This window comes from Thermomonospora umbrina, from assembly GCF_003386555.1.
Classification (GTDB): Bacteria; Actinomycetota; Actinomycetes; order Streptosporangiales; family Streptosporangiaceae; genus Thermomonospora; species Thermomonospora umbrina.
Map to the genome: position 1 here is coordinate 4,185,753 of NZ_QTTT01000001.1, position 25,672 is coordinate 4,211,424.

19 protein-coding genes and 1 pseudogene are annotated in these 25,672 nt (G+C 70.8%); 16 read left to right on the plus strand and 4 right to left on the minus strand.

Features of this window, described 5'->3' with window-relative positions; genetic code table 11:
• The first annotated feature begins 151 nt into the window (after positions 1–151).
• From DFJ69_RS18725 to DFJ69_RS36605, 11 genes and pseudogenes are all read left to right on the plus strand, one after another.
• Positions 152–2,743 carry a phosphoenolpyruvate carboxylase gene (locus tag DFJ69_RS18725; protein ID WP_116026732.1) on the plus strand — a complete coding sequence of 864 codons (2,592 nt, stop codon included), beginning with the start codon at positions 152–154 and terminating at the stop codon, positions 2,741–2,743.
• Between the two features lie 4 nt (positions 2,744–2,747).
• Positions 2,748–3,605: a biotin--[acetyl-CoA-carboxylase] ligase gene (locus tag DFJ69_RS18730; RefSeq protein WP_116023791.1), complete on the plus strand. Its 858-nt coding sequence runs from the start codon at positions 2,748–2,750 to the stop codon at positions 3,603–3,605.
• Between the two features lie 95 nt (positions 3,606–3,700).
• Positions 3,701–4,711, plus strand: a complete 1,011-nt coding sequence (locus tag DFJ69_RS18735) for an adenylate/guanylate cyclase domain-containing protein (RefSeq protein WP_116023792.1) — start codon at positions 3,701–3,703, stop codon at positions 4,709–4,711.
• A gap of 435 nt (positions 4,712–5,146) precedes the next feature.
• Positions 5,147–5,761, plus strand: coding sequence for an RNA polymerase sigma factor (locus tag DFJ69_RS18740; RefSeq protein WP_116023793.1), 615 nt, complete (start codon positions 5,147–5,149; stop codon positions 5,759–5,761).
• Complete coding sequence (locus DFJ69_RS18745; RefSeq protein WP_116023794.1) at positions 5,758–6,750, plus strand: CU044_5270 family protein; 993 nt, start codon at positions 5,758–5,760, stop codon at positions 6,748–6,750. Before DFJ69_RS18740 ends, DFJ69_RS18745 begins: the two co-directional genes overlap by 4 nt.
• 166 nt (positions 6,751–6,916) lie before the next feature.
• A complete protein-coding gene (locus DFJ69_RS18750) occupies positions 6,917–7,777 on the plus strand; it encodes a TnsA-like heteromeric transposase endonuclease subunit (RefSeq protein ID WP_116026733.1) in 861 nt (286 codons plus the stop codon).
• Positions 7,774–10,023 (plus strand): transposase, encoded by a 2,250-nt coding sequence (locus DFJ69_RS18755; protein ID WP_116023795.1) that lies wholly within the window; start codon positions 7,774–7,776, stop codon positions 10,021–10,023. Before DFJ69_RS18750 ends, DFJ69_RS18755 begins: the two co-directional genes overlap by 4 nt.
• A gap of 218 nt (positions 10,024–10,241) precedes the next feature.
• Complete coding sequence (locus DFJ69_RS18760; protein ID WP_245974450.1) at positions 10,242–11,288, plus strand: AAA family ATPase; 1,047 nt, start codon at positions 10,242–10,244, stop codon at positions 11,286–11,288.
• Between the two features lie 63 nt (positions 11,289–11,351).
• Positions 11,352–13,043, plus strand: a complete 1,692-nt coding sequence (locus DFJ69_RS18765; protein WP_281275871.1) for a DUF6193 family natural product biosynthesis protein — start codon at positions 11,352–11,354, stop codon at positions 13,041–13,043.
• A 41-nt stretch (positions 13,044–13,084) separates the two neighbouring features.
• Positions 13,085–13,444, plus strand: a complete 360-nt coding sequence (locus DFJ69_RS18770) for a hypothetical protein (protein WP_116026734.1) — start codon at positions 13,085–13,087, stop codon at positions 13,442–13,444.
• A gap of 371 nt (positions 13,445–13,815) precedes the next feature.
• Positions 13,816–14,247: pseudogene (locus DFJ69_RS36605) on the plus strand (Clp protease N-terminal domain-containing protein); the annotation flags it as partial.
• Between the two features lie 94 nt (positions 14,248–14,341).
• Here DFJ69_RS36605 and DFJ69_RS18780 read toward each other — a convergent pair.
• Positions 14,342–16,378, minus strand: coding sequence for an AAA family ATPase (locus DFJ69_RS18780; protein ID WP_116023799.1), 2,037 nt, complete (start codon positions 16,376–16,378; stop codon positions 14,342–14,344).
• Positions 16,379–16,571: 193 nt separating this feature from the next.
• Between DFJ69_RS18780 and DFJ69_RS18785 the strand changes: the two genes are divergently transcribed.
• Positions 16,572–16,940 carry a hypothetical protein gene (locus DFJ69_RS18785; protein ID WP_116023800.1) on the plus strand — a complete coding sequence of 123 codons (369 nt, stop codon included), beginning with the start codon at positions 16,572–16,574 and terminating at the stop codon, positions 16,938–16,940.
• Positions 16,941–16,987: 47 nt separating this feature from the next.
• Here the strand turns inward: DFJ69_RS18785 and DFJ69_RS18790 are convergent, their stop codons facing one another.
• On the minus strand, positions 16,988–19,033 hold the full coding sequence (locus DFJ69_RS18790; RefSeq protein ID WP_342769867.1) for an ATP-binding protein: 2,046 nt from the start codon (positions 19,031–19,033) through the stop codon (positions 16,988–16,990).
• Between the two features lie 205 nt (positions 19,034–19,238).
• On the opposite strand from DFJ69_RS18790, the gene DFJ69_RS18795 reads away from it, so the two are divergent.
• From DFJ69_RS18795 to DFJ69_RS18810, 4 genes are all read left to right on the plus strand, one after another.
• The gene (locus DFJ69_RS18795) at positions 19,239–19,616 is read left to right on the plus strand and encodes a hypothetical protein (RefSeq protein ID WP_116023802.1); all 378 of its coding nucleotides are present in this window, start codon (positions 19,239–19,241) and stop codon (positions 19,614–19,616) included.
• Positions 19,617–20,177: 561 nt separating this feature from the next.
• Positions 20,178–20,771 carry a DUF2867 domain-containing protein gene (locus DFJ69_RS18800; RefSeq protein WP_116023803.1) on the plus strand — a complete coding sequence of 198 codons (594 nt, stop codon included), beginning with the start codon at positions 20,178–20,180 and terminating at the stop codon, positions 20,769–20,771.
• Positions 20,772–21,109: 338 nt separating this feature from the next.
• Complete coding sequence (locus DFJ69_RS18805; protein ID WP_116023804.1) at positions 21,110–22,207, plus strand: serine hydrolase domain-containing protein; 1,098 nt, start codon at positions 21,110–21,112, stop codon at positions 22,205–22,207.
• An 18-nt stretch (positions 22,208–22,225) separates the two neighbouring features.
• Positions 22,226–23,452, plus strand: coding sequence for a lipase family protein (locus DFJ69_RS18810; protein ID WP_245974451.1), 1,227 nt, complete (start codon positions 22,226–22,228; stop codon positions 23,450–23,452).
• 71 nt (positions 23,453–23,523) lie between these two features.
• Here the strand turns inward: DFJ69_RS18810 and DFJ69_RS18815 are convergent, their stop codons facing one another.
• Positions 23,524–25,083 carry an MFS transporter gene (locus tag DFJ69_RS18815; protein ID WP_116023805.1) on the minus strand — a complete coding sequence of 520 codons (1,560 nt, stop codon included), beginning with the start codon at positions 25,081–25,083 and terminating at the stop codon, positions 23,524–23,526.
• A gap of 16 nt (positions 25,084–25,099) precedes the next feature.
• Positions 25,100–25,600, minus strand: a complete 501-nt coding sequence (locus tag DFJ69_RS18820) for an NAD(P)H-dependent oxidoreductase (RefSeq protein ID WP_116023806.1) — start codon at positions 25,598–25,600, stop codon at positions 25,100–25,102.
• Positions 25,601–25,672: the final 72 nt, after the last annotated feature.

Here is a 25,672-nt window from a genome sequence, read left to right on the forward strand (position 1 = left end):
GCGTAACCAGGCGCGGGCCGCCGGCGGTCCGCGCCCCCGCGCCCGCGGCCGTTGATCGGCGCCGCACTACGCTGAGGCCGTGGGCACGAACACGAACGCCGCGAAGACCCCGACGACCTCGACCTCCGACCGCAGGCCGCTCCGCGAGGAGATGCCCGAGCCGCTGCGCGGCGACGTGCGGCTGCTCGGCGCCATGCTCGGCGACAGCCTCGTCGAGTACGGCGGCCAGGACCTGCTGGACGACGTGGAACGGCTGCGCCGCGCCGTGATCGACGCGCGCAAGGGCCTGACCTCCATCGACGACGTGGCCGCGCTGGTGGACGGGTTGGCGCTGGACCGCGCCGAACTGGTCGCGCGGGCGTTCACCGTCTACTTCCACCTGACCAACCTGGCCGAGGAGCACCACCGCATCCGCACCCTGCGGGAACGCGACACCGGCCCGGCCGAGCCGGTGAGCGGCTCGTTGGCGGCGGCGGTGTCCCAGATCAGGGAGACCGGCGAGCACCGGCTCGCGGAGGTGCTGGACGGCCTGGAGTTCCGGCCCGTGTTCACCGCGCACCCGACCGAGGCCCGCCGGCGGGCCGTGGTGACCGCGATCATGCGGATCAGCGGGCTGCTGGACGCCTACAACGACCCCGGGCGCGGCGCCGGCGAGCGCGTCGAGACCGAACGCAGGCTCCGCGAGGAGATCGACCTGCTGTGGCGGACGGCGCTGCGCCGCAGCGTCCAGATGGACCCGCTGGACGAGGTCCGCACCGCGATGGCGGCCTTCGACGAGACCCTGTTCCGGGTGGTGCCGCAGATCTATCGGTCCCTCGACACGGCGCTGGGGGCCGGCGAGGGCCCCGTCCGCCCGCCGCGGGCCCGCCCGTTCCTGCGGTTCGGGAGCTGGATCGGCGGCGACCGCGACGGCAACCCGTACGTGACCGCGCGGGTGACCCGGGAGGCGGTGATGATCCAGGCCGACCACGTGCTGCGCGCCCTGGAGGCCGCCTGCACCCGGATCGGCCGTGAGCTGACCGTCAGCGACGCCACCACCCCGCCGTCGGCCGAGCTGCGCAACGCCCTCGCCGCCGCCCGCACCGCCCAGCCCGTGCGGATCGGCGAGATCGGCAAGCGCTCGCCCGGTGAGCCGCACCGCCAGTTCCTGCTGTTCGTCGCCGAGCGGATCCTCGCCACCCGCGAACGCGACGCCGACCTCGCCTACGGCTCCCCGGACGAGCTGCTGGCCGACCTGCGGCTCGTGCAGGGTTCGCTGGCCGCCGCCGGGGCCGGCCGGCAGGCGTACGGGGAGTTGCAGCACCTCGTCTGGCAGACCGAGACGTTCGGGTTCCACCTGGCCGAGCTGGAGATCCGGCAGCACTCCGGCGTCCACGAGAAGGCGCTGGCCGAGGTGCGGGCGGTCGGGCCGCTCGGCGAGATGACCGAGGAGGTGCTCGACACCCTCCGCGTGATCCGTTGGATCCAGGAGCGGTTCGGGGTGCGGGCCTGCACCCGGTACGTGGTGTCGTTCACCCGGTCCGCCGAGGACATCGCCAACGTCTACGAGCTGGCCGCCTCGCTGGGCGACCGGGCCCCCGTCCTGGACGTGGTGCCGCTGTTCGAGACCGGTGAGGACCTGGAACGCGCCCCCGACGTGCTGGAGGGCATGCTCAAGCTTCCCGCCGTGCGCAAGCGCCTGGCCGACACCGGACGCCGCGTCGAGGTGATGCTCGGCTACTCCGACTCCGCCAAGCAGCTCGGCCCCACCAGCGCCACCCTCCGCCTGTACGACACGCAGGAGGCGTTGGCCGCCTGGGCCGCCCGCAACGACATCCGGCTGACCCTCTTCCACGGGCGCGGCGGCTCCCTCGGCCGTGGTGGCGGCCCGGCCGGTCGGGCGATCCTGGCGCAGGCCCCGGGCTCGGTGTCCGGCCGGTTCAAGGTCACCGAACAGGGTGAGGTGATCTTCGCCCGGTACGGCCAGCCGCAGATCGCCCGGCGGCACGTGGAGCAGGTGACCAACGCGGTGCTGCTGGCCTCCACCCCGGCGGTCGAGGCCCGCGCCCGCGAGGCCGCCGCCCGGTTCCGGCCGCTGGCCGACCGGATCGGCGACGCCGCCCGCGCCGCGTTCCGCTCGCTGATCGAGACGGAGGGCTTCGCCGCCTGGTTCGCCCGGGTCAGCCCGCTGGAGGAGATCGCCCAGCTCCGCATCGGCTCCCGCCCGTCCCGCCGGACCGCCGCCCGGGGCCTGGAGGACCTGCGCGCCATCCCGTGGGTGTTCGCCTGGACCCAGACCCGCGTCAACCTGCCCGGCTGGTACGGCCTCGGGAGCGGGCTCGCCGCCGTGTCGGACGACGCCATGGACGAGCTGCGGGAGGCGTACACGGCCTGGCCGCTGTTCAACGCGATGCTCGACAACGCGGAGATGAGCCTGGCCAAGACCGACCGGGCCATCGCCGAGCGCTACCTGGCCCTCGGCGGCCGTCCGGAGATGACCGAGACGGTGCTGGCCGAGTACGACCGCACCCGATCCCTCGTCCTGGCGGTCACCGGGCACGAACGCCTCCTGGAGAACCGCCGCGTCCTGTCCCGCGCCGTCGAACTCCGCAACCCGTACGTCGACGCCCTCTCCCACCTGCAACTGCGGGCCCTCACCGCGCTGCGCGACGGCGTCACCGACGACGACGAACGCCGCCGCCTCGAAGAACTGCTCCTGCTGTCGGTCAACGGCGTCGCCGCCGGCCTTCAGAACACCGGCTGACCCGGTGAGCGAGTCGCCCTTCACCGACCTGAGCCGCCCGCCGCTGAACGAGCGGGCGCTCAACCGCCTGCTCGTACGGCCGGAGACGCTGTGGTCGGGGGTGGAGGTCGTCCGCGAGACCGGCTCCACCAACGCCGACCTGGCCGAGGCCGCCCGGGCCGGCGCGGCGGAGGGGCGCGTCCTCGTCGCCGAGGCGCAGACGGCCGGCCGGGGCAGGCTCGGCCGTGCCTGGACGGCGCCGCCGCGTTCGGGGCTGATGTTCTCCGTGCTGCTGCGGCCCGCGGTGGACCCGGCGGCGCTGGGCTGGCTGCCGCTGCTCACCGGCCTGTCCGTCGCCACCGCCCTGCGCCGCATCACCGGCCGGGCCGCGGCGGGCGACTACGACGGGCCCGGCGACGGCCACGGCCTGGACGTCCGCCTCAAGTGGCCCAACGACCTCCTCGTCGGCGAACGGAAGCTGGCCGGGATCCTCGCCGAGAAGGTGGACGACGCCGTGATCGTCGGCATCGGCCTCAACGTGGGCCTGCATCCCGACGAGCTCCCCGTGCCGACGGCGACGTCCCTGGCCATCGAGAACGCCGCCTTCCAGGACCGGGAGGCCCTGCTGCGCGCCGCCCTCCGGGAGCTGCAGACCTGGTACCGGGAATGGACGGCCCTGCTGGGCGACCCGGAGACCAGCGGCCTGCGCACCGCGTACAAGGACCTGTGCGCCACCCTCGGACGGCGGGTCCGGGTCATGCTCCCCGGCGACCGGCTCCTCACCGGCACCGCCTCCGATGTCGATGCGACGGGCTGCCTGGTCGTCGACACGCCGGAAGGGGCGCAGGCGGTGGGCGCGGGTGACGTCATCCACGTCCGATGACCGGATCCGGAACGTTTGGTCACCGGACCGCCGGTCCGGCCTCATTTCTGTCACGATATGCAGCATGGGCCTTACGGGTTGGGAGGGGCTGACCGATGGCGTCCCCGAGCGACGATAGGGGGGCCGTGCCGGGCCCCAAGGAGGTCGAGGAGCTGCTCCTCGGCGGTGAGCTGCGGTACACCCGGGTGGACGCGGTCGAGCTCGGCGGGGTGACCAAGGAGTTCTCCCAGCGCATCTGGCGCGCCCTCGGCTATCCGCACATGGGCGACGACCAGGTGGCGTTCACCCAGGGCGACATCGAGGCCTTGTGCCGCATCCGCAAGCTCATGGACGACGGCGTGCTCGACGAGGACGGCGTCATCCGGCTGGTGCGCGCGTTCGGCCAGACGATGACACGGCTCGCCGAGTGGCAGGTCGACCTGCTCACCAGCATGTTCACCGCCGACTCCCCGGACCCGCCGAGCGCGGAGATGGTCGGCCAGCTCGTCGCCATGGCCGAACGGCACTTCGACGACTTCGAGCGACTCGTCGTCCACGCCTGGCGACGGCAGCTCGCGGCGGCGGGCACCCGCGCCATGGCCGTCGCCACCGTGCAGGACGAGTCGGTCCCGGCCCGGACCATGGCCACCGTGGGCTTCGCCGACATGGTGTCGTTCACCGCGATGAGCCGCGAGCTGGACGAGCCCGAGCTGGCCCGCGTCGTCGAACGCTTCGAGGAGACGGCCGCCGACGTGGTGGCCTCCAACGGGGGCCGGCTGGTCAAGACCCTCGGCGACGAGGTGCTCTTCAGCGCCGACGGCCCCGAACTCGGCGGCGAGATCGCCCTCAGCATGGCCGAGGCGATCAAGGACGAGACCGAGATGCCCGACGTCCGCGTCGGCGTCGCCTACGGCCCCGTCCTGCCGATGCGCGGCGACGTCTTCGGCACCACGGTCAACCTCGCCGCCCGCCTCACCTCCATCGCCCGCCCCGGCTCGGTGGTCATCGACGCCGAACTGGCCGCCCAACTGGAGAAGGCGGACGACTACACGATCACCCGCATCGTCCGCCGCCCCGCCCGCGGCCTCGGCATCATCCAGCCCTACGTCCTCCGCCGAGCGCACTAGGGGGGTTCTCGTGTGGGGGGGCGACCCCCACGCCCCCCGCGCCTGACGTGTTTTCGTGTGGGGGGGGCGACCCCCCACACCCCCCGCGCCCGGTCTTGAGATCTTCAGGCGGGCGGCCCTGCGCTGGCGCTCCGGGCCGCCCGCCTGAAGGACCGGGCAAAACCCCCGCCGGGTTACGGTCGGGTCTTGGGTGGTTCGGGTGGCTCGTCTGAGGGACCGGGCTAAACCCCTGCGGGGTCGCGGTCGGGTCTTGGCGATCCGACCGCCCGTCTGGAGGGCCGGGCTAAACCCCCGTCGGGTTGCGGTCGGGTCTTGGGTGGTTCGGGTGGCTCGTCTGAGGGACCGGGCAACACCCCTGCGGGGTTGCGGTCGGGTCTTGGGTCTTGGGTGATCCGTTTCTGGGAACTGCGCGGCTCCTGCGGACACGGACGGGGTATGACCCTGCAAACTCCCACGGACGCGGAGTTGTGGCATCGCGCGCGGGACGGTGACCGGACGGCCTTCGGGACGCTGTTCGACCGTCACTCGCGCGCCATCTACAACTACTGCTTCCGCCGTACGGCGGACTGGTCGGCCGCCGAGGACCTGACCTCGGTGGTCTTCCTGGAGACCTGGCGGCGGCGGGCGCACGTCCGCATGGAGGGCGACTCCATGCTGCCCTGGCTGTACGGCGTCGCCACCCATGTCGTCCACAACCATCGCCGGTCGCTGCGCCGGCACCGTGCCGCGCTCGACCGGCTGCCCCGCCCGCCCGATCCCTCCGACGGTGCCGACGACGCGGCCGAACGGCTGGACGCCGAGCGCAGGATGCGTCGGGTGATGGCGACGATCCGCAGGCTGCCACGTCGTGACCAGGAGGTCTTGGCGCTGTGCGTCTGGGAGGGACTCGGCTACGCCGAGGCCGCCGAGGCTCTGGGCGTTGCCGTCGGGACCGTCCGCTCCCGTCTCGCCAGGGCCCGCGAACGGCTCCGGGAGCAGGAACCCGGCCGGACGTCCGGACACAGAAAGGGCGAAATGTCGACCACGCTTCCCCTGGAGGACACACCGTGAAGGACCTGTTCCCGCCCCCCGCGCGGGAGATGCCGGCCGGGCGTCTCGACGCGCGGCGGGCGCATCTGATGGCCGAGATGGACGGCCGTGTCCGACGTCCCCGACGCCTCGTCGTCGGTGGACTGGTCGCCACCGGTCTCGCCGGAGCCGTCGCGGCCGCCGTGATCGTTCCCGGCGACGCAACCGCGCCGCGCCCCGACGGCCCGCCGTCGGCCGCCTTGGACGACGCCAGGGTGGTCCTCGTCCGCGCCGCCGAGGCCGCCGCCGCCCGCCCGGACGTCAGGCCCCGCCCCGATCAGTTCATCTACTGGGAGTCGAAGGGCTCCCGCCTCGAGCTCTCGGCCGACAGCGTCACGCGGAAGTTCACGGCCAAGCGGGGCCCGATGATCGGACGGAACGAGTGGTTGTCGGTCAGCGGCAAGCGCGCCGGGCTGCTCAGGGAGAGCGGCGACCGGGCGCGCTGGCTGTGCGACCAAGACCCTGAGCTGAGGGGCTACTCGGACGTCGTGAAGGACGTGAACCGTCCGCCCACCGGGTGTGAAGGCGTCCCGGCCTATCGCCCCAACGTGCCCACCGACGCCCGGCGGATGCGGGATTGGATCTACCGCGAGGCGCAGGGCGGCAACTCTCGCGACGGCGCGGCGTTCACCAAGGTGGGGGACATGCTCAGGGGCAATTACCTGTCACCCGCGATGCTGGCGGCGATGTTCCGCGCGGCGGCGACGATTCCCGGTGTCACCGTGACCCGGGATGTCGTGGACCTGGCCGGACGCAAGGGGATCGGCATCGGGCGGACCGAGCGTGGCATGCGCGAGGAACTGATCCTGGACGAGCGGACCTACGAACTGCGGGGCACGCGAGGAGTCCTCACCGAGGACACGGCCATGACGCGGAGGAGCGGTTTCGGGGGATTCAAGCCGGGCGAGGTGCTCTCGTCCTGGGCCATCCTCAAGGTCGCCATCGTCGACGAAGTCGATCAGCGCTCCTGAGGAGCGGTCTGTGCCTCCCAGCGGTAGATGGCGGGATAGCGCACGTGCCACCAGGGAGCGTTCGTAGGTTCCCAGCGATAGATGGCGGGGTTTCCCAGGGATAGTTGGCGGGCGCTATGCCCGCTGTCGCGGAAACGGCTTGTTCTGTGACGCTGTGTGTTACGACATGGGCGTGGGTGTTGCCGCAGGGTTCCGCGATGTCCCGCTTATCCGGTCTGACCGGTGTGGCTGGACGAGTCTGCTGTCGTGTGACGTCGTGTTGGGGGATGGGGGGCGTCGGCTTCTGGACCTTGCGGACGGCTGGACCGGGCGCTGGTGGGCGAGGTGGAAGACCGCCGGTGCGGACGTTCACATTCCGGTTCGTGATCTGGCGGCGTCGGTTCCGGCGGGGACGAGGCCGGTCAGGTCGTTCACGTGGAGTACGCGGCAGCGGCATCGTCCGGGGCTGGCGTATCTCGTCAGCACGCGCCGCCATCATGGGTTCGAGAGCATCGCCGAGCAGCGGGTGCTGCTGGCATTGGACTTCGCCGGTGAGCTCGTTGACGTGCTGCCGCAGCCGTTCTGCCTACGCTTCACGACGCGCGGAATGGGTCCGGCCGAGCACACGCCCGACTTTCTGGCGGTTTCGCGGCAAGGGGTCGACCTGATCGACGTGCGTCCGGCTGGCCGGGTTCGGGATGAGGATCTGGTCAAGTTCGCCGCGGCGGCGGAAGCGGCTTTGGCCTGCGGTTGGCGGTATGTCCTGGTGACGGGCTGGAAGCCGAATACGGTGACGACGATCGATACGTTGTCGTCGCAGCGGCGGCCGTTGCGGGACGTTCTGGGTGTTCAAGCGGCGCTTCTGGAGGAGGCTGCGGCCGGTGGCGCGCGGACGTTGGCGGCGTTGGTTGCACGGACGGCACTGCCCGCGGTGGCTCGTGCGCATCTGCTGCATCTGCTCTGGCATCGCCGTCTGGGGGTCGATCTTGCCCGGCCGTTGACGGACTCGTCGGCGGTCTGGCCGGCGGGCGGAGGGCAGGAGTCGTGAACGGTCTCATCGAGCTGGCGCCCGACGCCGTGCTGGTCGTGGACGGAGTGGAGTGGACGGTCGAGGCCGTCGAGCCGCATCTGGGACGGGTGCAGCTTCGGCTCGTCGACGAGCAGATGGCGGTGAAGTTCAGAGACTTGATGGCGCGGCCGGGAAGCTGGTCACGGCCCCGTGTGGTCCGTTCTTCGAGCGGTCAGGATCTGGGATGGGACGACCTGACCGACCGGCAGATCGAGATCGTGCATCTGCGCTACGCGCATCTGATGGAGACCGAGTCCGGTTATCGCAGGGGCACGGCGATGCTCTCGCTGCCCGGCGAGCCGCGCGCGGCTTTCGACCCGGTACGCACGACGGTCACACAGCGGAGATTCGCGAAGGTCGCCGAGTTGGCGGCTCTTGATCTGGACGAGGCGAGGATGCTCGGGCTGGCGAGAGTTAGTTACCGGACGTTGGAGCGGTGGGCTTCCCGCTGCCAGCTGATCGGGCCGCTGGGTTGCGCGAGCGGGGCTTGGACGCGCCGCTCAAACGGGCGGTGGAGTATCTCCGAACCGATTCGTGAGGCGCTCTACGCGGTTCGTGAGGAGGCGCTGCATCGGTCGCGGTTGAGCATGCGGGACAAGGAGAGGCTGATCCACCAGTACGTGCGGGAACGGTTCGGGCCGGACGTGGTGGTTCCGAGTGCGGAGACGTTGCGGCTGGTCTGGCGGGAGTGGTTCGGGCCCGGCGGGTCACGGCAGCGTTATGAGCGTTCGGCGGGCCGCCGAACGGTGAGCACGGAGAGGGTGGTGGTGCACCGGCCAGGCCAGGTGGTGGCTCTGGACACGACCGAACTACCGGTGATGGTGCGGGAGGACGTGTTCGGGGAGCCGGTCTCGGTGATGTTGACGTTGGCGTTGGACGTCTACACGCATTCGCTGGTCGCCTTCCGGCTGACGCTGGTCTCCGACACCTCAGTGGACGTGGCGATGCTGCTGCGGGATGTGATGATGCCGTTGCCAATGCGGGAGGGCTGGGGCGAGGACATGCAGTGGCCCTACCCGGGGATCCCCGAGGCGGTGGTCGCGGAGTTCGCCGGGCATCGAGTGGCCGCGCTGCCGTTCTTCACGCCGGAGACGGTGACGACCGATCACGGGGCCGTCTACAAGAACCACCGGCTGGTTGATGTTCAGCGGGTGATCGGCGCGAATGTGTTGCCCTGCCGGGTGCTGCGGCCCACAGACAAGCAGGCGGTCGAGCGGGCATTCGGCTCGATCCGGTCGCTGCTGCTGGACCTGCTACCCGGTTACAAGGGGGTGGACGTCTCCGACCGCGGCGCGGATGTCGAGGGTGACGCGGTGATCACGATTGATCGGATGGAGCAGCTGCTGGCCAAGTGGATCGTCAAGGTCTGGCAGAACCGGGTGCTGGGCGAGAGCGCGCCCGCATGGGATCCGGGCGGGCGGCACAGCCCGAACACTTTGTTCGCCGCGTCATTGGTGCAGGGCGGGTTCGCGATGGCGATCCCGTCCCCGGATCTGTTCTACGAGTTGCTGCCCTCCCGGAACGTCTCGAAGATCGACCCCCGGCGCGGGGCGAAGGTCTCCCGGCTCTGGTATCACGGCCCGGTCCTGGATGATCTGGTCGGGACGGTCCCAGCGCGGGGCGGCGCCCGCAAGGGCCGGTGGCGGGTGCACTGGGATCCCCGAGACCGGCGATTCACCTACTTCCAGGACCCCGACAGCGGCGAGTGGCATCAGCTGCGCTGGACAGGCCTTCCGGAGAAAGGCGAGATCCCCTCATTCGGGGACGCCCGGGTGAAGGAGCTCATGCATCTGGTCCGGGAACGCGGACTCACTCCCAAAACGGACGCCGAGCTGCTCCCCGTGCTGCTGGAACTGCTCGGCGGGCTCGTCCCGGTCGACTCCTGGCCGACCCAGTTGACCAAGACGCAGAAGACCGGCCACGCCCGCGAGAACCGACAGGGCAAGGCCGCCACGACCGATCGACCCCAGCCCGCCGCGGCGAACGAGCCGGTGCCAATGCGGAGCCGGGCTCGGCAGAGCGTTGACGCGGTGGATGCCGAACGCCGGCGCCGCCGCGAACAGGCGATGGACGGCAGGCAGATCGTTCCTCCGCCGCGACTGGGTGACGCGATCCGTCGACGCGGCATGTTCTCGATCCTCCCCGGTGACCTGGACGATACCGACGATCTGGGCAGCAGTCCCGATGACGCTGCTCAGGGTCATGAGGAAGGGAGTTCCGCATGACCGACGACGATGGCTTGGTGCCCTTCTTGAGGTTCGGAGCGCCCCCGGACCGGGAGACGGTGGAGGGCTGGACGACATGGCGGGAGAGCCGCAACCGGTTCACGCCCGCGCCCCGCCTCACCTTGGAGCAATACCGGACGCGGACACCGCGACAGCGGAGGCTGATCGACCTGCACCGGCGAGCCACCCACGCGAACCTCGCCATCCAGGAGACCCCGATGAGCGCCGCGGTCTCCGACTTCGTGATCAACAGGGTGACCGGGAACGCGCTCAAGCAACGGCCATCAACCTTCGCGGGCATCATGCTGACCGGCGGCGCCTACCAGGGCAAAACCGAGACGATCTGCGAGGCGCTCGCCGCGTTCGAGGACGACTGGCGGGCACTGCACCAGATGCTCAACCCCGATGCGATCGCCGGTTGCCGCGACCTGCACGTCCCGGTCGCCTACATCCAAACCCCCGTGACCGCTACCCCCAAAAGCACCTGCCAGGCGATCTTGGATTTCTACGGTGAGCGTTACGTCGGGATGAGCCTGCCGCGCCTGATCAAGGCCGTCCGGGACGCCCTGCGCGCGCACGGCACCCGAGTCCTCGCTCTGGACGACATCACCCGGTTGAAGATGCACCGCGAAGCCGACCAAGACGTTCTGGACCTTATCCGGAGCCTGATGAGCATGTCAGTGACGCTCGTCCTCATCGGGGTCGGCATTCCTTCATCGGGGCTGCTGCGCGAGGGCCACTTCGACGCCGCGACCGGCCAGTGGGTGTTCCCGCCCATCACCACGCGCGGCCGCAGCTACAACGACGCCGCCGCAGGCCAGACCGAACGCCGCTTCGACCTGATCAGCCTCGAACCGTTCCGCTACAACACCGGCGACCAAATCGACGCCTGGGTCACCCACCTGGCCGGCATCGAAGACCAACTCCGGCTCCTCCAAGCGGCCCCCGGCATGCTCACCGACGGCGACATGCCCGAATACCTGTTCCGTCGCACCAACGGCATCGTCGGGCTGCTGGAACGGCTCCTCGAAGACGGCTGCACCGCCGCGATGAAGAGCGGCGAGGAGCAGCTCAGCATCCGGCTTCTGGACACCATCACCATCAGCCTGGGCAACCTCCAAGCCAAAGACCCTGCGGCGGGCGAGATCCCCGAGATCCCACCTCGCCAGCCGAAGAAACCCCGCAAACCCCGCAACTCCTCCTTTGACGATCACGGCCATCCCGAACCCGGTGACGACGCCCCAGAAGCCGAGACCGGGACCTGACGTTCTATGGCCATGATCGAACTGCCTCCCCCGCCCCGGATCCCGCCCAGACCGCGATCGGGGATGCGATCGAAGCCCGAGCCTCGGCCGCTGCCCAGAAGCCTCGTCCCGTTGCCCGACGAAACGATCCCCGGCTACCTCCTGAGGCTGTCTCACCGCCTGGATCAATCTCCCGCTATCCTCGCCCGCGCAACCGGCCTGGCCAACGCATCGGGCCTGCTCCCCAACAAGCCTCTGCTCCGCCTCACCGACGCCGCGCTCAGACAGTTCGCTTTCATCTGCCGACTGACCGAGATCGAAGCCAGAGCGATGCCTCTCGGCAGCCTCGGCCACCGCTACATCCCGCTAGACCTGAAGTTCCAGAGCGGGAGAGCCTACAACTGGACCGGCCTACGCAGTTCCTCCGGCATCCCCTACGTTCGATGGATCTTGACCCGTGACGCCCGATTCTGCCCGAGTTGCCTCGCCGGAAACAGCGACCCCATCCAGCTCGCCCATGGCGGCGCCTGGAAACGGACCTGGAGAATCCCGTTCGTCTTCGCCTGCCCCGACCACGAATGCCTGCTCAGCAACCGCTGCCCGCAGTGCGACAACACTCTCCCCGGAGGAGTGGGGCTGGTCCACCGACCCGGCGAGGTCCTCCACCCGGCGCAGTGCCGCAGCTCAGATCCCGACGCTGACCGCGACAGCCGCAACAGCAGGCCCTGCTGCGGGTTCCGGCTCGACTCAACACCCGCTCAGATCATTGACCCATCCCTCAGAGAAGGCCTTCTGGCCCTCCAACGCCGATTGCTGAACATCCTGCTCGCGGACAGCCCAGACCTGCCTATCGTGTTCGGCCGACCCGGCGAACCCGAACGCTACCTCGCCGACCTGCGACTCCTGATGATCCTGATCACGCAGACATGGCCCCTCGCGCGGAATCTCGACCGCCCAGCCCTCATGAACGAGCTCATGGACCAGCACGTCGAGACCTGCAACCCGCGGACCCAGATGACCGCCCCCGGCAGCGACAAGCCCGAACGTCGGCCGCTGAGCGATATTCCGCCCTCGGGAGTCCTGGCCTGCGCCACCGTCATCGCCATCGCGGATCAGCTCCTCCAGCACCCCGACCACACCCGCATCGAAGAACTCATCTTCACGATGACCTCCGCCGCGCAACGCACCCCGGCCACCGAACTGGTCCGCCGCAACCTCCCTTTCTGCTCCGCCGCTTTCAAAGACGGATATAGCGCGCACTGGACGGCCCTCAAAGCGACCCGCCGCCCCCGCGGGAAACCGACCAGGCCCGCCAAGCCAGAAGAACGGGGCGGAGCCGGCTTCACCGACGCCCTGCGGCAAAATGTCGCCATGACCGCCGTTCCGACATGGCAGGACCTGGTTGAAGCCGGATGGCGAGAAGTCCGCGAGGACGGCCGCGTCCGCGAGGAACTCATCGACGCCGCCTACGCCGAGCCGCGGCTCCGACAGCTGTTCCCCTGGACCGGCATGGGCGAACTCCACTTCAGCCGCTGCACCGGCAAGAGGTGGACCTGGGACATCCCCTATATTCAGCCCACCGCCAACGGCGGCTACTGGATCTCCGGCCCGCTCCGCATCCAATCCGTCGGCCCCGCCTGGACCGCCGACGAAGCGATCTCCATGATCCTGGAACATCTCCCACCCGGCTGCGGGCCAGCCTTCGTCGGCACCCCCGAGGAACTTGCGGCGCATGAAGCCGCCAACGCGACCTACCGCCCCGCGGCCAAGGAATGATCCCGCCGCACGACCGCTCCACGAGAACCGGACTTCTCGCCATGCTCGACGCGCACGGTCAGCGATTTCACGCTGCCAGCGAGGCGCTCTCGGCCGGTGGAGCCTTCGCCATCTGGGACGGTCTCGTGCCAGCTTCGCAACTCGCGACCACCTACAGTCGACGACGTCGGCTCACGGTTAAGCGGGCCACGCCGACGATGGCCCTCGACGAAACCGTCGACATCCTCACAGATCTCGGAGATACGCCTCTACGCCTCGGCCGCATCGACACGAGCGACGGCGGGTGGACCCACATGATCTTTCTCTCAGCGGACGCCTCGGCCGTTATCGCCTGCACCTCGGTCCGGCGACCAAGCAAAGCCGGACCGATCGAACCTTGCGATGACCAGCCCAACCGCTGAACTACACCCCACCAACGCGCTCAGTGGACCGCTGACCTGCGGCCCGCCACCTATCGCTGGGAAAACCCGCCAACTACAGCTGGGAACCCGCCATCTATCGCTGAGATCCGCCGTCTATCGGCGGGAGGCACACGGTCAACCATGGGTTGACGATCCCGGAATCGTCAACCTATGGTTGACCCATGGCGCATCAGGTACGACTCGACGACATGATCGAGTCCATCAAGCAGGTCCACACCGACGTCCTCGACCAGCTCAGCGACGCGGTGCTCGCCGCCGAGCACCTCGGTGACGTCGCCGATCACCTCATCGGACACTTCGTCGACCAGGCGCGTCGTTCCGGCGCGTCCTGGACCGACATCGGCAACAGCATGGGTGTCACCAAGCAGGCAGCCCAGAAGCGCTTCGTCTTCAAGCCGGGTCCCGCCGACATCGACCCCGAGCAGGCGCTCGCGCGCTTCACCGTGCGCGCCAAGAACGCCGTCACCACGGCGGCGCAGGCCGAGGCCCTGACGGCGGGCAACCCCGAGGTCCTCCCCGGACACCTCCTGCTCGGGCTCATCAGGGAGACGGAGGGGATCGCCGCCAAGGTGATCGTCGACCAGGGTGTCGCCCTGGAGGCCGTCCGCCGTGCGGTGAGCGACGGCCTCCCCGCCCCCACCGAGCCCATCCCGGACCCGATCCCCTACGGGCCCTCGGCGCGGAAGGCCCTGGAGCTGACCTACCGGGAGGCCCTACGGCTCGGCCACAACTACATCGGCACCGAGCACATCCTGCTCGGCCTCCTCGAACAGGAGAATGGCACCGGCCCCCTCACCGACCTGGGCATCGGCAAGGCCCCCACCGAAGCCCTCATCACGGACATCCTGGGGCAGTACCTGTGACCCCCCGCGCCCGTCACGACCGAACCCGACTTCCGTACAGCTCCCGTTGCCAGAGGGTCTCGACGATGCGGTCCACCCCCGTTCGCAGGTGGCGTCGATAGGTGCTGAACGGCAGCCCGAGCAGCTCCGCCGCCCGTTCCTGCGTGGGGGCGGGTCGAAGGTAGGTGCGGTCCACGGCGCGGTACGCCTTCAGTCCTCGAGGGTCGGCGCCCAGAGCGGTGGCGGCCTCGTGGAGGAGGCCGGCCAGGCCGCCTTCGTGGGACCGCACCGCTCGGGCGGCGTTCAGGGGATTGTGCGTCAGGGCCTCGGGTCGGTGCAGGTCGCGGAGGGCCCGGCGCACCGAGGAGGCGAAGTCCGTTCGGGACGGGGGCGTCACCAGAGGGGAGGCGTCGGACGGGGGCGCGCCGAACATCTCGCCCTCGGCCATCAGGGTCAACCAGCCGGCGAGCCCGTCGGGCCGGAAATCGCGGGCGTACACGGGATGGCGCAGCCCCGCCACCTCGAAGTCGGCCTCCTCGGCGCGGTGGTAACCGGTGTGGCAGAACACCCCCTGACGCGCGTGGAGACCGCGGTACGCCCCGATCAGGTCCCAGCTCAGCGAGGAACTCGTCAGCCGCCGCCGGAGGAACTCGACGATCACGACCCCGGTGGCGCACACGGGGCTCTGATACTCCTCCCGGTCCACGAAGAAGCGATGCGCGACCACCGCCTCTCCGGGCACCGTCGGGCCGTGTCGACGCACGTACGCCCACATCGCGCCGGCACCGGGATCGACCTCCAGGTCCTCGGGGGAGGCCAGGTCGAGGCGGAGTTGACAGGCGTAGCCGGCCGGCACCCCGTCGGCGTCGCGGGCGACGACGAACGCCGAGGGCTGACGTTCCATCCAGAACGCCGCCAATCGCGCCGACTCGGGCCCCTCGTACCGTTCCGTCATCGCCACCAGAGCCGCCCGGTCGTCCGCGCGCGTCTCGTCGGCCCGATGGGCGGTCATGCTCGGCCAGACGGTCGGATCGCGCAGCGCCGGGTTCACCCGCTTGAGAAAGGCCAGCTCGGTGATGATCTGCGGCATGACGGCACCGGAACAGCCCCGGAGCCGGGCCGCCAGATGTCTGCGGACCCGTTCGAACAGCAGGCGGTGCACGCCGCGGTCGCGCCAGCGCAGGTCGGTGTCGAGCACCCCGCGGGCCAGGTCGTGCGGGCGCAGCCCGTCGGGGCGTTCGTCGACGAACGACAGCCGCCGCAACCAGGCGAACAGCCCGGCGGCGTCGTCGTCCTCGTCGAGCACCGCGCGCAGCATCTCCTCCGTGGTGACCAGCGCCAGCGCGCACACGTCCAGAGCGCGCCGATGGCGGGGGCTCGGCACCTCCTCCAGGAAGCGGTCGAGCAGCAGCCGCACCACGTCGGGCGCGTCGCCCAGCCCGATGTCCGACAGGTCGCCGGCGTTCTCGCGCTGCGCCAGGACGTCGGCGAGCAGCGCCAGCGCCAGCGGATGGCCATGGGTCGCCGCGAGCACCTGTCCGTGCAGCCGGTCGGGCACGTTCTCGGCGCGGAGCAGGGCGGCGCCCTCGTCCGGGGGGAGGTTGGCGAGCGGCACCGCGCGCAGCAGCTCCCGCCATCCGGGGTCGGAGACCCAGTCCGGCCGCGGCGGCTCGCGGCCGGCGATCACCACGAGGGTCCCGGCGGGCAGCGCGGGCAGGAACTCCTCCCGCACCCAGTCGTCCATCGCCGCGAGCCGCTCGTAGGAGTCCAGCAACAGGACCCGCCGTCCCGTGACGGGCTCCGGCCACACCGCCGCCGCGCACAGCGCCGTCCGCGAGGTGTCCGCCGACCGCGCGTCCAGGAGGACGGGGGCGGCGTCCTGCTCCTCGGCGACCGCCGCCAGGGCGTCCAGCAGCGCGGTCTTCCCGACGCCGCCGGGCCCATGAACGTGCATCACCGCGAAGGGGGGAATTGCGGCCCCCAAAGCCCTGCGGAAGGTCCGCAGCTCGTCCTTTCGTCCGACGAATCGGCGTCGGCGCGCCCCGCGCAACCGATCGGCGATCGTCTCCATTCGCGCCGTCACCGGCCCTCGCGCATGTCTCCGATCAGCATGTTCCGCACCCTACGTCGCAGAAACCGAACAAACTTCGAGGCCCATGAGCGGAAATCGGTCAGAAAGCGACCTGGAGAGTGATCCGGAATCGGCCGCACCGTGGTCGGGACGAGTGAGGGGACAGACCCCTCCCGAGACCAAGGAGTCGCACATGGGCCTCACCAGGACACTCGCCGCGATCGCCGTCCCCGCCGCCGCGCTGGCCGTGCTCGCCGCCCCCACCGCGGCCTCGGCGGACGTGGACTGCGAGCCGTTCACCAAGACCACGAGCGGCGCCCAGGCGTACGGCAACGTCTGCCGCGACATGGTGCGCGGCACCGTACGGGACACCGTCATCGGCGACGGGTCCAACACCTACAGCATCAGTTGGTACAAGCTCGTCAACGGCTCGTACGTGCTGTGGGACAACGACCAGATCACCGTCACGGACGGCCAGACCAGAACCTTCGTTCTGTACCCGGAGCGCAACGGCGTTCGCTTCGTCGCCGACCGTTACGTCCACACGCTGACCGGCGCCTGACAGAGCGCCCCCGGCGGCCGGCCGACGCGGGTGCCGGCCGTCGGGGGTCAGCGCGGCGTCCCGTACAGCTCCCGCTGCCAGAGGGTCTCGACGATGCGGTCGATACCGGTCGTCAGGTGGCGTCGGTAGGTGCTGAACGGCAGCCCGAGCACCTCCGCCGCCCGTTCCTGGGTCGGGGCGGGGCGCAGGTAGGTGCGGTCCACGGCGCGGTGCGCCTTGAGGCCGCGAGGGTCGGCGCCGAGGGTCGCGGCCGCCTCTCGGAGGAGGCCCGCGAGCCCACCCTCGTGCTCCTGCACCGCTCGGGAGGCGTTCAGGGGATTGCGGGCCAACGCGTCCGGCCGGTGCAGATCGCGCAGCGCCCGGCGCACCGCGACGGCGAAGTCCGTGCGCGGCAGAATCGCCCCCGATGACGACGAGGCGGGAACCGGGAGCGCGTCCTCGCCCTCCAGCATCAGAGCGACCCAGGCGTCCAGGCCGCCGTTGCGGAAGTCGCGCGCGAACACGTAGTGCCGTCCGCCGTCGACCTCGAAGTCCGCCTCCGCCGCCCGGTGGAACCCCTTGAACGCGAAGGTCTCCCGACGGCCGTCGAGGTCACGGTACGACCCGACGAGGTCCCAGCTCAGCCGGGGACTGGCCAGCCGCCGTTGGAGGAACTCGACGATCACCACCCCGGCGGCGCACGCGGCGCTCTGGTGCTCGTCGCGATCGACGAAGAAGCGCTTGGCGGCGACCTCCTCGCCGGGCCGCGGCGGACCGTGCCGCCGCACGTACTCCCACATCGCCCGGGTGCCCGGGTCGGCCGCCAGATCCTCCGGGGACGCCAGGTCCAGGCGCAGCCGGCAGCCGTAGCCGACCGCCTCTCCCCGGACGTCGCGGGCCACGACGAACGCCTCGGGCTGCCGATCCATCCAGAACGCCGCCAGCTCCGCCGACGCGGCGCCCTCGTACCGTTCCGTCATCGCCAACAGCGCGGCCCGGTCGTCGGGACCCATCGCGTCCGCGGTGTGGGTGGCCAGGCTCGACCAGTCGATCAGGTGCCGCAGGACCGGGTTCGCCCGCTTCAGGTAGGTGAGCTCGGTGACGATGCGCCGCTGCTCGGGCCCGGAGGCGGTGCGCAGCCGTTCGGCCAGATGATCGCGGATCCGCCGGTGCATCGTCTGGTAGCCGGTGGGGTCGCGCCAGCGCAGATCGGCGTCGAGCGCCTCGCGCACCAGGTCGTGCGGACGCAGCCCCTCACGGCCCTCCTCGACGAAGGACAGCCTCCGCAGCCAGACGAACAGCTCACCGGCGTCGTCGGCGTCGGCGTCGCCGAGCCCGGCGCGGAGCAACTCCTCCGTGGTGACCAGCGCGTGCGCGCAGACCTCCAGGGCGCGCCGATGCCGGGGTGTGGGCACGCCCTCCAGAAAACGATCGAGCAGCAGCCGCACCACGTCCGGCGCGTCGCCCAACTCGACGGCGGGCAGGTCGCCGGCGCGGGGGCACTGGGACAGGACGTCGGCCAGCAGCCCCAGCGCCAGCGGATGCCCGTGCGTCGCGGCGATCACCGGCCCGTGCAGCGACTCCGGAACGTCCTCGGCCCGCAGGAACGCCTCGGCGTCCCGCGGCGGGAGATTGTCCAACGGCACCGTGCGCAGCAGCTCCCGCCATCCGTGATCGGAGATCCACTCCGGCCGCGGCGGCTCCCGCCCGGCGATCACCACCAGGGTCCCGGCGGGCAGCGAGGGCAGGAACCGCTCCCGCACCCAGTCGTCCATCGTCGCGAGCCGCTCGTAGGAGTCCAGCAGTAGCACCCGCCGACCGGTCACCGGCTCCGGCCAGGCCACCGCCGAGGCCAACGCCGTCCGCGACCCCTCCATCGCACGCGCGTCCAGGTGGACCGTGGCCGCCCCCGCCCGCCGCGCGACCGTCGCCGCCGCGTTGAGCAGCGCGGTCTTCCCGACCCCGCCCGGCCCGTGAACGAACATGACCGCGAAAGGCGGTATCTCGGTGGCCAGTGCCCTACGAATCGTCTCCAGTTCCGCTTCACGTCCGACGAATCGATTCCGACGTGCCTTGTGCAACCGGTCGGCGATCGTCTCCACCTCGCCGTTCACCGTGCTCGGAGAAGTGGCCGTGCGCCATTGCGCGAGTCCCCGTTTCCCATATGACGCGACCCTACCCGGCGGGTTCGAGCACTGTTCACACCCACTGGGCAGATATCGGGCATGAACCGGTCTGGAGAGTGGCCGGCGATCGATCCGATCGTGTGTTTCGACAGGTGAGGGAAACAATGTCCCTCCCGCGACACAGGAGTCGACCATGGGCTTCGCCAAACTCGCCGCCGCCATCACGATCCCGGCCGCCGCCGCCGTGGCCGCGCTCGCCGCCCCGGGCACCGCCGCCGCGGACCCGCTGCCGAACGAGAACCCGTTCACCATCGACAGGACGTTCGCCAACGTGACCGGCTACATCTCGCTCGACGGGGTGCGTGGCACCCTGACGGACAAGGGCAACGACGGCAAGAGCTCGACCTACACGATCGTCTGGTATCAGCTCGTCAACGGCGACTACGTTCCCCGCGACACCGACAGGGTCACCGTTCCGGACGGAGGTTCGGAGCCCTTCATCGAGTACCCGGACATCAACGGGTCGGTCTTCCACGCCAACTGGTACCAGCACAGCCTGGCGGTCGGCTGACCATCCGCCCCGTCTGACCGAGATTTCCGCACCCGCCCCCGCCCGCCGGCGATTCGACGCCGCGCGGTCGGGGGTTCTCGCGACCGAATTGGCTTCGGTCACCTATGGCCTCCATCGAACGCAGTCTCGTGATCCCGGCCTCGCTTATGCCGCATATTCGCTGCTCAGGCACGGCCGAAGGGAAACCGCGGCCTACGACCTCGGCATCTTCGACCAGGCGGTGCGGGCCGCGCGCAGATGACCTTTCCTCGGGGCTGCATCGGCGTCACCCACACGCGGCGGCCAGTGAGGTGATGATGGTCGGCCCCCACCCGCATCCAGGCCGAGCCGAACGCCTGACCCCGGCCGGCCCTGATCAGGCCGCGCGGCCCGTTCGCAGGCTCGGTCTCCCCCCGGAGAGGGAGTCGATCGGGTCGCGCGGGGGATCTGGGGCCCGCAGGTGGTCGGCGATGGTGGGCGCATGGAACCTTCCATCTCGTGGGTGGCGGTGGTCACCGGGTTCCAGGCTCACTGGGCGCTGGGCCTTGCTCGGCCTGCGGCCCCGGACATGGAGGTCGGCGGATGAAAGTGCCCAAGTCCGAACACACGGCGCGGCCCTGGCGGATCCATGAGTTCACCCGTGACTTTCGGGTCGAGGACGTGTGGTCCTTTCGTACCCCCGGGGCCGGGAAGGACGACTTTCCCGTGATGCTCGCCGCGTTGCGGAGGGCCTATGACACCGTCAAGGAGCCCGTCGTGGTCAGGTTCCTGTTCGCGGTGCGCTGGAAGCTCGGGGCCCTGTTCGGGTGGGAGGCGCCCGAGGCGAGTCTGGGCGGGCGGGTTCCTTCGCTGCGCGACCGCCTCCCGCCCGACCTCGCCCGGACGGCGGAGGGGGTCGACCCCTGCTCCGACCCGTTCACCGACGTGTACCAACTCGACGACGAGGCCGTCCGCGAACTGGCGAACAAGACCGTCCACACCCTCATGCACCTGGGCTGGGTGGCGACCGGCGACGGCGGATACGAACTGCGGATGGCGGCCCTCGTCAAGCCCAACGGCCGGTTCGGGCGGCTGTACATGGCGTGCATCGCGCCGTTCCGCTACCTGATCATCTACCCGATGCTGACCCGGCAGTGGGAGCGCGCCTGGCGAGATCGCGCGCGTCTCCTCGCCTGAGGCCCGAGGCGGGGCCTGACGCGCGTCGGGTCCGTCCCGGTCCGTGATGCCGATATCGCGTTCCGTATCCAGAGGTGACGCGGTGTTCGAAATTGAAGGAACGGGCTCGGATGTAATGGCTGAAAACCGTCAATCCGGCCCCGGTGGGCGCGCTCGTGTCGGGAGCGGTCCACATGCGTGCCTCGATGAAGCTGTGGAGAATCACAGTTGTCACTCGGGTGCCTTGTGGGGTGGGTCGCGTCGGACTACCGTCCGGTACGCCGCTTTGAAGTGAGACTTTTTCGCTTTGTCGCTTCGGGTGGCACCGGCCCCTCGGCGTCCACCCCACGGAGTCCCCCATGCGCCGCAGATCCCTTTCGTTGGCCCTGGCCACCGTCCTGACCGTCGGCGTCGCGGGAACCCCCGCGCAGGCCGCCCCGGCGACCGCCGCCGCCGTCCAGGCGGGCCCGGCGGTCAAGTTCCCCGGCTTCGACGTCGTGAAGCCGTCCTCGGACCCGCTCGACCTGACCGACGCGCCGCGCGACCTGAAGGTCACCTACACCTACGACGGCCAGACCAAGACGCTGGAGGACTACCTCTCGCGGGCCGCGCAGGGCATGGTCGTCCTGGACGGGAACAAGATCGTCAAGGAGTGGTACGCCGCCGGTCTCACCAAGGACTCGCAGTTCCAGTCCTGGTCGATGGCGAAGTCGTTCACCTCCGTCGCCATCGGCCTCGCGATGCAGGACGGCAAGATCGCGTCGCTGGAGGACACGGTCGCCAAGTACGTCCCCAAGCTGGCGACGTCCGCCTACGGCGACGTGTCGATCCGCAACCTGCTGCGGATGTCGTCGGGCATCAACTGGAACGAGGTCGGCAACGCCCCCGCGCTCCAGGCCCAGGTCATCCTCGGCGTGCCCACCACGACCATCGCGGCGATGCAGCGACGGACGTGGGAGCCGGGCAGCAAGTTCAACTACACCAGCATGAACAGCGCGGTCCTCGCCCTGGTCGTGGCCGGCGCGACGGGCGTGCCGTTCCACAAGTACGTGCAGGACAAGCTGTGGCAGCCCGCCGGGATGGCGGACACGGTCGACATCGCCAACGACCGCAACGGCAACAGCCTGGGCTACTGCTGCTTCTACGCCGGCGAACGCGACTTCGCCCGCTTCGGCCTGCTGATGCTCAACAACGGCAAGGCCGAGGGACGCCAGGTCCTGAACGAGGCGTGGGTCGCCGAGTCGGTCAAGCCGTCCGGCGTCGCCTCGAACTACGGGCTGCACTGGTGGATCGACGGCACCGAGGGCTACTACGCCAGCGGCCTGGGCGGACAGATGATCTACGTGTCGGTCAAGCACCGCGTGGTCATCGCCAAGAGCGTGCTGCTCAGCCTCGCCGAGTCCGAGACCCTTCCCGCGATGCGCGCCATCGCGGCCGAAGTCGCCCGTACCCGCTAGTCGGCGGATGAGGAGCACATGATGGAACGCACGACCCCTCGAAGGCGGCTGGCCAGGAGCCTGGCGGGCGCCGCGCTGGTGGCGGGACTCGCCGCGAGCGGAACGGCCGTGCCGGCATGGGCCGAGCCCGTCGCCGCCGCCGACCCCGCGCCCGGTTCGGTGACGCCGGACAAGGACCCCTTCTATCTCGCCCCCGCCGACATCGGCGCCTACCGGCCCGGCCAGATCGTCGCGACCCGCCCGTTGACCCTGAAGCTGTCCGTGGAGGTGCGGGCCTGGCAGATCTCCTACCGGTCCAACGACTCCCACGGGCGGCCGACGCTGGAGGTCACGACGCTGGCCGTCCCCACCAAGGCGTGGGAGGGCACCGGGCCCCGTCCCGCCGTGTCCGTCCAGTTCGCCGAGGACTCCACCGGCATCCAGTGCGCCCCGTCGTACAAGCTGTCCACCGGCGGCGGGTCGTCGGAGGCCGGGCTGCTGCTCAACAAGAACTGGGCCGTGGCGATCCCCGACCACCAGGGCTTCAAGTCGGCGTGGATGGCGGGGCCGCGCGCCGGCCACTCCGTCCTCGACGGGATCCGGGCGGTCCGCAGCTTCCAGGAGGCCGGACTCGCCTCCAGCCAGTGGGGGCTGACCGGGTACTCCGGCGGGGCCCACGCCACCGGTTGGGCGGCCGAGCTCCAGCCCTCGTACGCCCCCGACGTCACCCTCGCGGGCGTGGCCATGGGCGGGACACCCGCCGACCCCGCCGCCACGGCACGGTTCCTGGACGGGCGCGCGCCCGCCGGGTTCGTGTTCGCGGCGACCTGGGGCATTCACACCGAGTGGCCCGAGGCGGGCATCGAGGGCCTTTTGAACGCCCAGGGCCGCATCGACATGGCCACCGTGGCGGGCAAGTGCCTGCCGGACATCCTCGGCAAGTTCCCGTTCCGCAGGCTCGCCAGCGCCACCACCGTGCCGGACCCGCTGTCGGTGCCGTCGGTGGCCGCGGTGTTGAAGAAGGACACCATGGGCGCCGCGACGCCCAAGGCCCCGATCTTCAACTACCACGCCGTCACCGACGAGATCGTGCCGATCGGCCAGGCCAACACGCTCACCAAGACCTGGTGCGCGGGCGGCGCGACCATCCAGATCGTCCGGAGCTGGCTCGGCGAACACGGCTTGGAGGCCGTCCGCCGCTCCCCGGCCGCCGTCAGCTACCTGAACGACCGCTTCGCAGGGAAGACCCCGCCGAATTCTTGTTGACGGCCTCGCTGTGAACGACGGCGAGCGGGCCCGTTTCGTACGGGCCCGCTCGTCTTCGTCGTCGGTGAGGGTCAGGCGACCACCTCGACCGGTTCAGGTGCCTTCTCCTCGGCGGCGGGTGCCGGGCTCGGGGTGCCGGAGGGCGGGAGCCTGCGGAGGAGTGTCAGGGCGAGGAGGGCCGAGCCGGCCGCCAGGACCGCCGCGACGAGGGCTGCGGCGTTCAGGCCGCTGGTGAAGGCCACTCGGGCGGGCTCCAGGACGGCTTGGGCGGCGGAGGCCGACAGGCCCTCGGCGGCGGCGAGCGCACCCGGCAGGGTGTCGGCGGCCTCCTCGGGGACCCCGGAGGGCATCTCGCTCCGGTAGACGGCGGCGCCGATGCTGCCCAGCAGCGCGATGCCCAGGGCGACGCCCAGGTCGCTGGCGGTGGAGTTGACCGCCGAGGCGGCCCCGGCCTTCTCGGGCGGCGCGGAGCCGATCACCAGGTTCGTGGTCAGCGCCATGGTCGGGGCGATGCCCGGGTACAGCAGGTAGAACCCGGTGAGCAGCAGCGCCTCCCCGGGCGCGTCGACCTGGGTCAGCACCAGGTAGCCCGCCACCGAGAACGCCGTTCCCACCGCCAGGACGTACGCCGGGCGCACCCGACGGGCGATCACCGGCGACAGCATCGACACCGCCACCAGCGCCAGCGCGGCGGGCAGGATCCGCAGACCGGTCTCCAGCGCGCTCAGCCCCGCCACCAACTGCAGGTACTGCGTGAAGAGCAGGTAGACGCCGCCGAGCGCGATCGCCGAGAGCAGGAAGACGCCCAGGGCCCCGCTGAAGGTGCGGTTCCCGAACAGCCGGACGTCCAGCAGCGGGTTCTCCAGCCGGAGTTGACGGCGGACGAACAGCACCCCGAACACCAGACCGGCCGCGAGGGTCGCCACGGCCACACCGTTCACCCCGTGCTTGGCCAGCTCCTTGATGCCGTACACGAAGGGGATGAGGGTGGCGATCGACAGCGGGATGCTCACCCAGTCCAGCCCGCCGGCCTGCGGCGCGCGGTACTCCGACACCGCCAGCGGAGCCGCCACCAGCACCAGCGCCATCACGGGCACGCCGATCAGCAGGGCGGCGCCCCACCAGAAGGACTCCAGCAGCAGCCCGCCGACCAGCGGTCCCACCGCGACGCCGACCGAGATGGACGCCGCCCACAGGCCGATCGCGGTGCCGCGCTGCCGCGCGTCGGTGAACATGTTGCTGATCAGGGACAGGGTGGACGGCATCACGGCCGCCGCGCCGACGCCCATCACCGCACGCGCGGCGATCAGCAGCTCGACGTTGGGCGCGAAGGCCGCCGCCAGCGACGCCAGCCCGAACGCGGCGGCGCCGAACATCAGGATCCTGCGTCGCCCGATCCGGTCGCCGATGGTCCCCATGGGGACCAGCAGCCCGGCCATCATGAACCCGTAGATGTCGTTGATCCACAGCAGCTCACCGCTGCCGGGCGACAGGTCGGCGGCGATCTCGGGAGTGGCCAGGAAAAGCACGGTCATGGCCAGGAACAGCAGCACGGTGGGGAGCAGCAGCACGGACAGGCCGAGCCACTCCCGGGCTCCCGCCCGTGCGGGTGTCTGTACGGACACGGACATGGGTCTCTTCTCTCGTTCAGGGGGTTTGCAGAGGGGGGTAGGGGTTCTTCGCCCGGGCCTCGCGCAGCGGGCGGGCCCACCACGCGAGCTCGTCCAGCACCCGGTCGGTGTCACGGCGGCCGAACCCGGCGGCCTCGCGGACCGTCACGGCGGGGACCGCCGCGAACAGTGCGCGGAGCCGCCGCTCGGCCGGTCGCGCCCCGCCGTGGCCCAGGAAGGCGACCGGCTTGGCCCGGAGCTGGTCGGCGTACCAGCCCGGGGCGTTCACCAGCGGCCCGGAGCGGCGTTCCGGGACGACCACGACGAAGCCGTCCGCCGCCGCCAGCCACGGGACCAGGTCGCGGACGGCCGAGGGTGTCGGCAGCCCGCAGGGCGGCACCTCCGGCAGGCACGCCGCCGTGAGGTCGATCAGGTCCACCTCCAGGTCGCCCCGCCGGTAGGCGCGCTCGGCCACCCGTTCGGCGGGGGCCCGGTCCGGCGGGCCGCCGATGAGGATCGCCAGGTGCAGCGGGTCCATCCGGTCACCTCCCTTCGTTCTGGTCGCCACCTTGCGCCGCCGGGCTTCGGGTCCGCTGCGGACCGGCTGCGG